Below are 6,987 nucleotides of genomic sequence, written 5' to 3' on the forward strand. Positions count from 1 at the left end.
TTATGAGTCAGGTTTTGCCAGCCCCGATTCATCCATGCCGGAGTTTTTCATGATCGTCGATCGTCAAGGCAGGCGTTTTCGTAACCTGCGTGTCAGCCTCACGGCTGCCTGCAACTACGCCTGCACGTATTGCGTACCGGACGGCAAGCGTCTGGTCGCGGCACAGGACGAACTGTCGGCAGAGGCACTGGCGCGGGGTGTGGCCTACTTGGTCGAGGCCGCAGGTATCGAGCGTCTACGCATAACGGGCGGTGAGCCACTGATCAGTCCTCGCCTGGACGCATTCCTGGCGGCGGTCGCCCGGCTCGGTCTGGAAGACATCACGCTGACCACGAATGGTCAGTTGCTCGCGCGCAAGTTGCCACAGTTGCAGGCAGCTGGCGTTCGCCGCCTTAACGTATCCCTCGATACTCTCGATCCACAGGCGTTCCGGCGCATTGCCCGCGGCGGCGACTTGGCGACCGTGTTGGCTGGCATGGAGCAGGCCAGTGCGATGGGCATGCAGATCAAGGTCAACATGGTGCCGATGCGCGGGCAGAACCTGGACCAAGTCCTGCCGCTGCTTGACTATTGCCTGGCGCGAGGCTTCGAATTGCGCTTCATCGAATTGATGCGCATGGGCCATCTGGCCCGAGACCCCAATGCTTTCCTGCAGCATTTCGTCGGCCTGGAGCAGTTACTCGACCTGATCGGTCGCGAGCACGCCCACCACCCGGTCGATGCGCCAACGGATGCCACCGCGCTGCGCTACCAGATCTCGGGTAAAGGTGTTTTTGGTGTGATCGCCAACGAAAGCGTGCCGTTCTGTCGGAGTTGTTCGCGGCTGCGCCTGTCATCCACCGGTTGGCTGCACGGTTGCCTATCTTCCAGCAACCGTCACTTTATCGGCGACTTGCTGGAACAGCCCCGTCACCAAGCGCTGCCTGCCCTGCAACGGTTGCTGGTCAAGGCCCTGGCCGATAAGCAGGCACTGGCTTTTTCCGGGGGCGTGACAGTGATGAAGGTGATTGGCGGCTGACTCTGGCGCAAAAGCTGCATCCGCTGGCTATTCGCCGGTTTTTCGTCGCCGGCCATTGGAGGAAAGATGCGTAGCCTGGTCTTGCTGCTGGCGCTGATGGCGCTGGGCGGCTGCATGAATGTCAGCGATATGGGCGAGGGCGTCCGTTACCACATGAGCGATGCCGGGTTGTTGGACCACAGTGACACGCGCCGCTCGCTGTCGATACGGCTGCAACCCGATTCGTTCATCTTCATCGGTCAGGGGGCATTCATGCCACCCGGCAAGGGGCCATTGCCGCGGCAGAACGTGGTGGCCGAACAGGCGTTCAAGAGTTTCGTCGAATACTTCCCACTGGTACGCCGTGCCCAGGGGCCGCTGGGCCTGGAAGAAGCGATCGCGCAGGCGCGCTCGGTGGGCGCCGACTATGTGCTGTATACCCGCTTCGCCCGTACCGACGATCGTATCGGCAATGGCGACGAGTGGTACGACGAGCAAGCCGTCGACCGTCTGGGGTGGGACACTGGCGTCGTGCAGATGATGCTCATCGAAACCAACAGCCGGTATTTGATCGATACCGTGCGCATCAAGAGCCGTGGCGGTTTGTTGACGTTCCACGACAACACCCCGGAGGATTTGCTAGCTGCGCCAATGCGCGAGTACGCTCGTAGCCTTCTGGGTATGAGCGAGTGAGGGCAGGGTGATGACGGATTCCGGCAAGGCCAACGATCTTCTGGCGCAGATTCCCAAGCACAAGGGATTGCCGCCCGTGCATCTGTGGAACCCGGATTTCTGTGGCGATATCGACATGCGCATTGCCCGTGACGGTACTTGGTACTACTTGGGTACGCCCATCGGGCGCAAGCCAATGGTGCGGCTGTTCTCCACCATCATGCGTCGCGACGGCGATGACTACTTCCTAGTAACGCCGGTGGAAAAGGTCGGCATTCGCGTCGACGATGCGCCATTCGTCGCCGTGGCGCTGGACGTGGAAGGTTCGGGTGAGCAGCAGGTGCTGCGCTTTACCAGTAATGTCGATGACCTGGCTGAAGCTGGCCCGGAGCATCCCCTGCGGGTCGAGATAGACCCGGTTACGCAAGAACCTGCCCCGTACGTGCTGATGCGCAGCAACCTCGAGGCGCTGATTCACCGCAATGTGTTTTATCAGTTGGTGGATCTGGCGGTGCCACGTGTCATCGACGGCGAAGAGTGGCTTGGGGTCTGGAGTCGCGGCGAGTTCTATCCCATCGGGCTCAATGGCTGACGTTTCCTGGGGCTCATCGGCGACAAGCCGGCTCCCGCAGGAGGCGGTCTAGGCCGCGACTGATCGGCCTCCTGGTTTTCCTCTGAATTGGCCGTTTGCCGCGTGCACGCCTGGGCCTAACCTGCTGGCAAATACCCATCAGGAGACGCCCATGAAACCCGCTCATCTTTCAATTGCCTTGTTCATCGCCGCGGGCCTGCTCGCCGGCCAAACGTCCGCGTGGGCGCATGGCGAAGCCGTCGACCAGGTCAAGGTGCTGCAGGAAAAACGGCCCTCCAATGCTCCCGGCAAGAAAGCCGTCATGCTCACCGTCAGCTACGCGCCTGGGCAGGCGTCGCCCGCACATCAGCATCCGGGCGCGGTGATGGCTTATGTACTGGAAGGGGCGGTGGTCTCGAAGCTCAACGATGAGCCGGAGAAAACCTACAAGGCTGGCGAGTACTGGTACGAGGCTCCAGGCACCGTGCACAGCGTGTCGCGCAATGCCAGCAGCGGTCAAGCGGCCAAGTTGCTGGTGTGGAGCCTGGTGGACGAGGGCAAGCCCGTGACCGAACCAGTGGGCAAGTAACGAGCGCAGAAACGAAAAAGCCTCCAGTGCTTGCGCAACTGGAGGCTTTCTCAGTGTTTGGCTCCGCGACCTGGACTCGAACCAGGGACCCAATGATTAACAGTCATTTGCTCTACCGACTGAGCTATCGCGGAATCTGCGGGTATGATACCGGCTACCAAGGGGAAGTCAAGCTACCCCTTGGTAAATCAAGCAGTTACAGCACTTCCACGATGGCCTTTGTAACCACGTGAATGTTGCTTTGGTTCAGCGCGGCGACGGCGATACGGCCGGTGTCCAACGCATAGATGCCGAACTCTTCCTTCAGGCGCTTGACCTGGTCGACGGTCAGGCCCGAGTACGAGAACATGCCCGCCTGGCGGCCCACGAAGCTGAAGTCACGCTTGGCGCCGTATTGGGCCAGCAGCTCGACCATTTGCTTGCGCATGCCATGGATGCGCTCGCGCATCTCGGCCAGCTCGTCTTCCCACATCTGACGCAGCTCGGCGCTGTTGAGCACGGTGGCGACGATGGTGGCGCCGTGGGTCGGCGGGTTGGAGTAGGTGGTGCGGATCACGCGTTTGACCTGGGACAGCACGCGGGTGCTCTCGTCCTTGGAGCCGGTGACGATCGACAGCGCGCCGACACGCTCGCCGTAGAGCGAGAACGACTTGGAGAACGAGCTGGAGACGAAGAACTCAAGGCCCGACTCGGCGAACAGGCGCACGGCGAAGGCGTCTTCGGCGATGCCGGCACCAAAGCCCTGGTAGGCCATGTCGAGGAACGGTACATGGCCCTTGGCCTTGACCACGTCCAGGACGTTTTTCCAGTCTTCGAGTTTCAGGTCGACGCCCGTCGGGTTGTGGCAGCAGGCGTGCAGGACAACGATCGAGCCCGATGGCAGGTTTTTCAGGTCCTCGAGCATGCCGGCGCGGTTGACGTCGTTGCTCGGGGCATCGTAATAGCGGTAGTTCTGTACCGGGAAACCTGCGCTTTCGAACAGGGCGCGGTGGTTTTCCCAGCTTGGGTCGCTGATGGCGACGACGGCGTCAGGCGACAGGCGCTTGAGGAAGTCGGCGCCAATCTTCAGAGCGCCGGTACCGCCAACGGCCTGCACGGTGACCACGCGACCGGCGGCCAGCAGTGGCGATTCGGCGCCGAAGATGAGCTTTTGCACGGCCTGGTCGTAAGTCGCGATGCCGTCGATCGGCAGGTAGCCGCGGGAGGCGTGCTGGGCGGCACGCTGGGTCTCGGCTTCGATCACAGCGCGCAGCAGCGGGATGCGGCCTTCCTCATTGCAGTAAACGCCTACGCCCAGATTGACCTTGTCGGTACGTGGGTCGGCGTTGAATGCTTCGTTGAGGCCCAGAATAGGGTCGCGGGGTGCCAGCTCGACAGCGGAAAACAGGCTCATTGTTACCTTGGCTCTGAATGGAGTGTGATAGGGCGTACACGCTCCAGCCGAATGCACTGAAGCGGTGCACAAACGGGGAGTCAGTATAGTGATACCCGCCGGTCACTGCGACAGTCTGGCACAGCTTTTCAGGCGATTTGGGCAATTATTTTTCGACCATTGGTCGAAATGCCCGGTCCACATTATGGGTTGCCCACTCCAGGGTCGCGAAACCGACGCCACGCGGCCACATTTGGGTATAGACTACTGGCTAAATTTACAGTTGCTGCGTTGCGCGAGGCCTATCATGTCCGAGTTCCAGCTCGTTACCCGTTTTCAGCCGGCCGGCGACCAGCCCGAGGCCATTCGTCAGATGGTCGAGGGCATCGAGGCCGGGCTATCGCACCAGACGCTGCTTGGGGTGACCGGTTCGGGCAAGACCTTCAGTATCGCCAACGTCATCCAGCAGGTGCAGCGCCCGACGCTGGTGCTGGCGCCGAACAAAACCCTGGCTGCGCAGTTGTACGGAGAGTTCAAGGCGTTCTTCCCGAACAATGCGGTGGAGTATTTCGTTTCCTACTACGACTACTACCAGCCGGAGGCCTATGTACCGTCGTCGGACACCTTCATCGAGAAGGATGCCTCGATCAACGACCATATCGAGCAGATGCGCCTGTCGGCGACCAAGGCGCTGTTGGAGCGGCGCGATGCGATCATCGTGACCACCGTCTCGTGCATCTACGGTCTGGGCAGCCCCGAGACTTACCTGAAAATGGTCCTTCACGTGGACCGTGGCGACAAGCTCGACCAGCGTGCACTGCTGCGGCGTCTTGCCGACCTGCAATACACCCGCAATGAAATGGATTTCGCCCGTGCCACGTTCCGGGTGCGTGGGGATGTGATCGACATCTTCCCGGCCGAATCGGACCTGGAAGCCATCCGTATCGAGCTGTTCGATGACGAGGTGGAGAACATCGCCGCCTTTGACCCGTTGACTGGCGAAGTCTTCCGTAAGTTGCCGCGTTTTACCTTCTACCCCAAGAGCCACTACGTCACCCCGCGTGAAACCCTGTTGGACGCGGTGGAGGGCATCAAGGAGGAGCTAAAGGACCGGCTTGAGTACCTGCAGAAGGCCAACAAGCTGGTGGAGGCACAGCGTCTCGAGCAGCGCACCCGCTTCGACTTGGAGATGATTCTCGAACTTGGCTACTGCAATGGCATCGAGAACTACTCGCGTTATCTCTCCGGCCGTCCGGCCGGCGCGCCGCCACCCACGCTTTACGACTACCTGCCGCCAGATTCCTTGCTGGTGATCGACGAGTCCCATGTCAGCGTGCCGCAGGTGGGCGCCATGTACAAAGGTGACCGCTCCCGTAAGGAAACCCTGGTCGAATACGGTTTCCGTCTGCCCTCGGCGCTGGACAACCGGCCGATGCGGTTCGATGAGTGGGAGGCGGTGAGTCCGCAGACCATTTTCGTTTCGGCCACGCCCGGCCCTTATGAAGCCGAGCATGCTGGGCGTGTGGTCGAGCAGGTGGTACGGCCGACTGGTCTGGTCGACCCGCAGGTGGAGGTACGTCCGGCGCTTACTCAGGTTGACGACTTGCTGTCGGAGATCCGCAAGCGCGTGGACGTTGGCGAGCGGGTGTTGGCGACGACCTTGACCAAGCGTATGGCTGAAGACCTGACCGATTACCTGGCGGACCATGATGTGCGGGTGCGTTACCTGCACTCGGACATCGACACCGTCGAGCGGGTGGAGATCATTCGTGACTTGCGTCTGGGTACGTTCGACGTGCTGGTGGGCATCAACCTGCTGCGTGAGGGGTTGGATATGCCGGAGGTATCGTTGGTGGCGATTCTCGATGCTGACAAGGAGGGATTCCTGCGTTCCGAGCGTTCATTGATTCAGACCATCGGGCGTGCGGCTCGTAACCTCAATGGCCGGGCGATTCTGTATGCCGATCAGGTGACGGGGTCGATGCAGCGTGCCATCGACGAGACTGAGCGGCGTCGGGAGAAGCAGATAGCCTTCAACCAGGCGCATGGGATCGTGCCCAAGGGGGTGGTCAAAGACATCACCGATATTATGGAAGGCGCTACAGTGCCGGGTGCGCGTAGCAAGAAGCGCAAGGGGATGGCCAAGGCGGCGGAGGAGAGTGCTCGGTACGAGGCGGAATTGCGGACGCCGGCGGAGATCACCAAACGCATCAAGCAGTTGGAAGAGAAGATGATGCAGTTTGCGAGGGATCTGGAGTTTGAGGCTGCCGCGCAGTTGAGGGATGAAATTACTCAGCTTCGTGAGCGTTTGATAGCCAGCTGATAAGCCCAGTCCCGCAAGTCAGCGTTGTTTTTGCTCTGCTTTTGCTCTGCTTTTGCTCTGCTTTTGCTCTGCTTTTGCTCTGTTTTTGCTTCTAGTGCGCGGCAGTTCAGGCGCTGCCAATTGCGACGTCAGTAGGCCGAGCGTAGGTTTTGCGGAGGGAGGTGACGGGCATGGATGCCCGTCAAGCGCTGCGGCCCAGGAGGGGCCGTTCAGCGCGGTCCACCCGGGAGCAAGACCGTAGCGAGGGAACCCCGAAGCGAAGCGTAGGGGCCGGATGATAGGAGCCAGCGGTTTTTGCCTACTTTTGCCCAAGAGCAAAAGTAGGTCGCCGTAAAGGCGAAAAGGTGAATGAGCGCCTCCATGGCGAATGGATATTCACGCTATCTGAATGCCGCCCTTAAATCTGTGCTTTGAAGTTTGAGGTTTTGGTTTCTGGATGCGTGAGCATATCCATTTGCCAAGG

The 6,987-nt window shown here is 60.6% G+C and carries 6 protein-coding genes and 1 tRNA gene; 5 read left to right on the forward strand and 2 right to left on the reverse strand.

Annotated elements, in window-relative coordinates:
* Nucleotides 1-49 precede the first annotated feature (49 nt).
* The 4 genes from H620_RS0117215 to H620_RS0117230 all read left to right on the forward strand — a co-directional run bounded on the left by H620_RS0117215 (nucleotide 50) and on the right by H620_RS0117230 (nucleotide 2,829).
* A complete protein-coding gene (locus tag H620_RS0117215; protein WP_027907753.1) occupies nucleotides 50-1,018 on the forward strand; it encodes a GTP 3',8-cyclase MoaA in 969 nt (322 codons plus the stop codon).
* A 66-nt stretch (nucleotides 1,019-1,084) separates the two neighbouring features.
* Entirely contained in the window at nucleotides 1,085-1,690 is a 606-nt protein-coding gene (locus tag H620_RS0117220; RefSeq protein ID WP_023379421.1) for a DUF4823 domain-containing protein, read from the forward strand.
* A gap of 10 nt (nucleotides 1,691-1,700) precedes the next feature.
* Nucleotides 1,701-2,261 carry a DUF1285 domain-containing protein gene (locus H620_RS0117225; protein ID WP_023379422.1) on the forward strand — a complete coding sequence of 187 codons (561 nt, stop codon included), beginning with the start codon at nucleotides 1,701-1,703 and terminating at the stop codon, nucleotides 2,259-2,261.
* 151 nt (nucleotides 2,262-2,412) lie between these two features.
* Nucleotides 2,413-2,829 (forward strand): cupin domain-containing protein, encoded by a 417-nt coding sequence (locus tag H620_RS0117230; protein WP_023379423.1) that lies wholly within the window; start codon nucleotides 2,413-2,415, stop codon nucleotides 2,827-2,829.
* 58 nt (nucleotides 2,830-2,887) lie between these two features.
* Here H620_RS0117230 and H620_RS0117235 read toward each other — a convergent pair.
* Nucleotides 2,888-2,963, reverse strand: a tRNA-Asn gene (locus H620_RS0117235).
* A 62-nt stretch (nucleotides 2,964-3,025) separates the two neighbouring features.
* The gene (locus H620_RS0117240) at nucleotides 3,026-4,222 is read right to left on the reverse strand and encodes an amino acid aminotransferase (RefSeq protein WP_023379424.1); all 1,197 of its coding nucleotides are present in this window, start codon (nucleotides 4,220-4,222) and stop codon (nucleotides 3,026-3,028) included.
* 286 nt (nucleotides 4,223-4,508) lie between these two features.
* Between H620_RS0117240 and uvrB the strand changes: the two genes are divergently transcribed.
* Nucleotides 4,509-6,524, forward strand: a complete 2,016-nt coding sequence (uvrB, locus tag H620_RS0117245) for an excinuclease ABC subunit UvrB (protein WP_023379425.1) — start codon at nucleotides 4,509-4,511, stop codon at nucleotides 6,522-6,524.
* Nucleotides 6,525-6,987: the final 463 nt, after the last annotated feature.

This window comes from Pseudomonas taiwanensis DSM 21245, from assembly GCF_000425785.1.
Classification (GTDB): Bacteria; Pseudomonadota; Gammaproteobacteria; order Pseudomonadales; family Pseudomonadaceae; genus Aquipseudomonas; species Aquipseudomonas taiwanensis.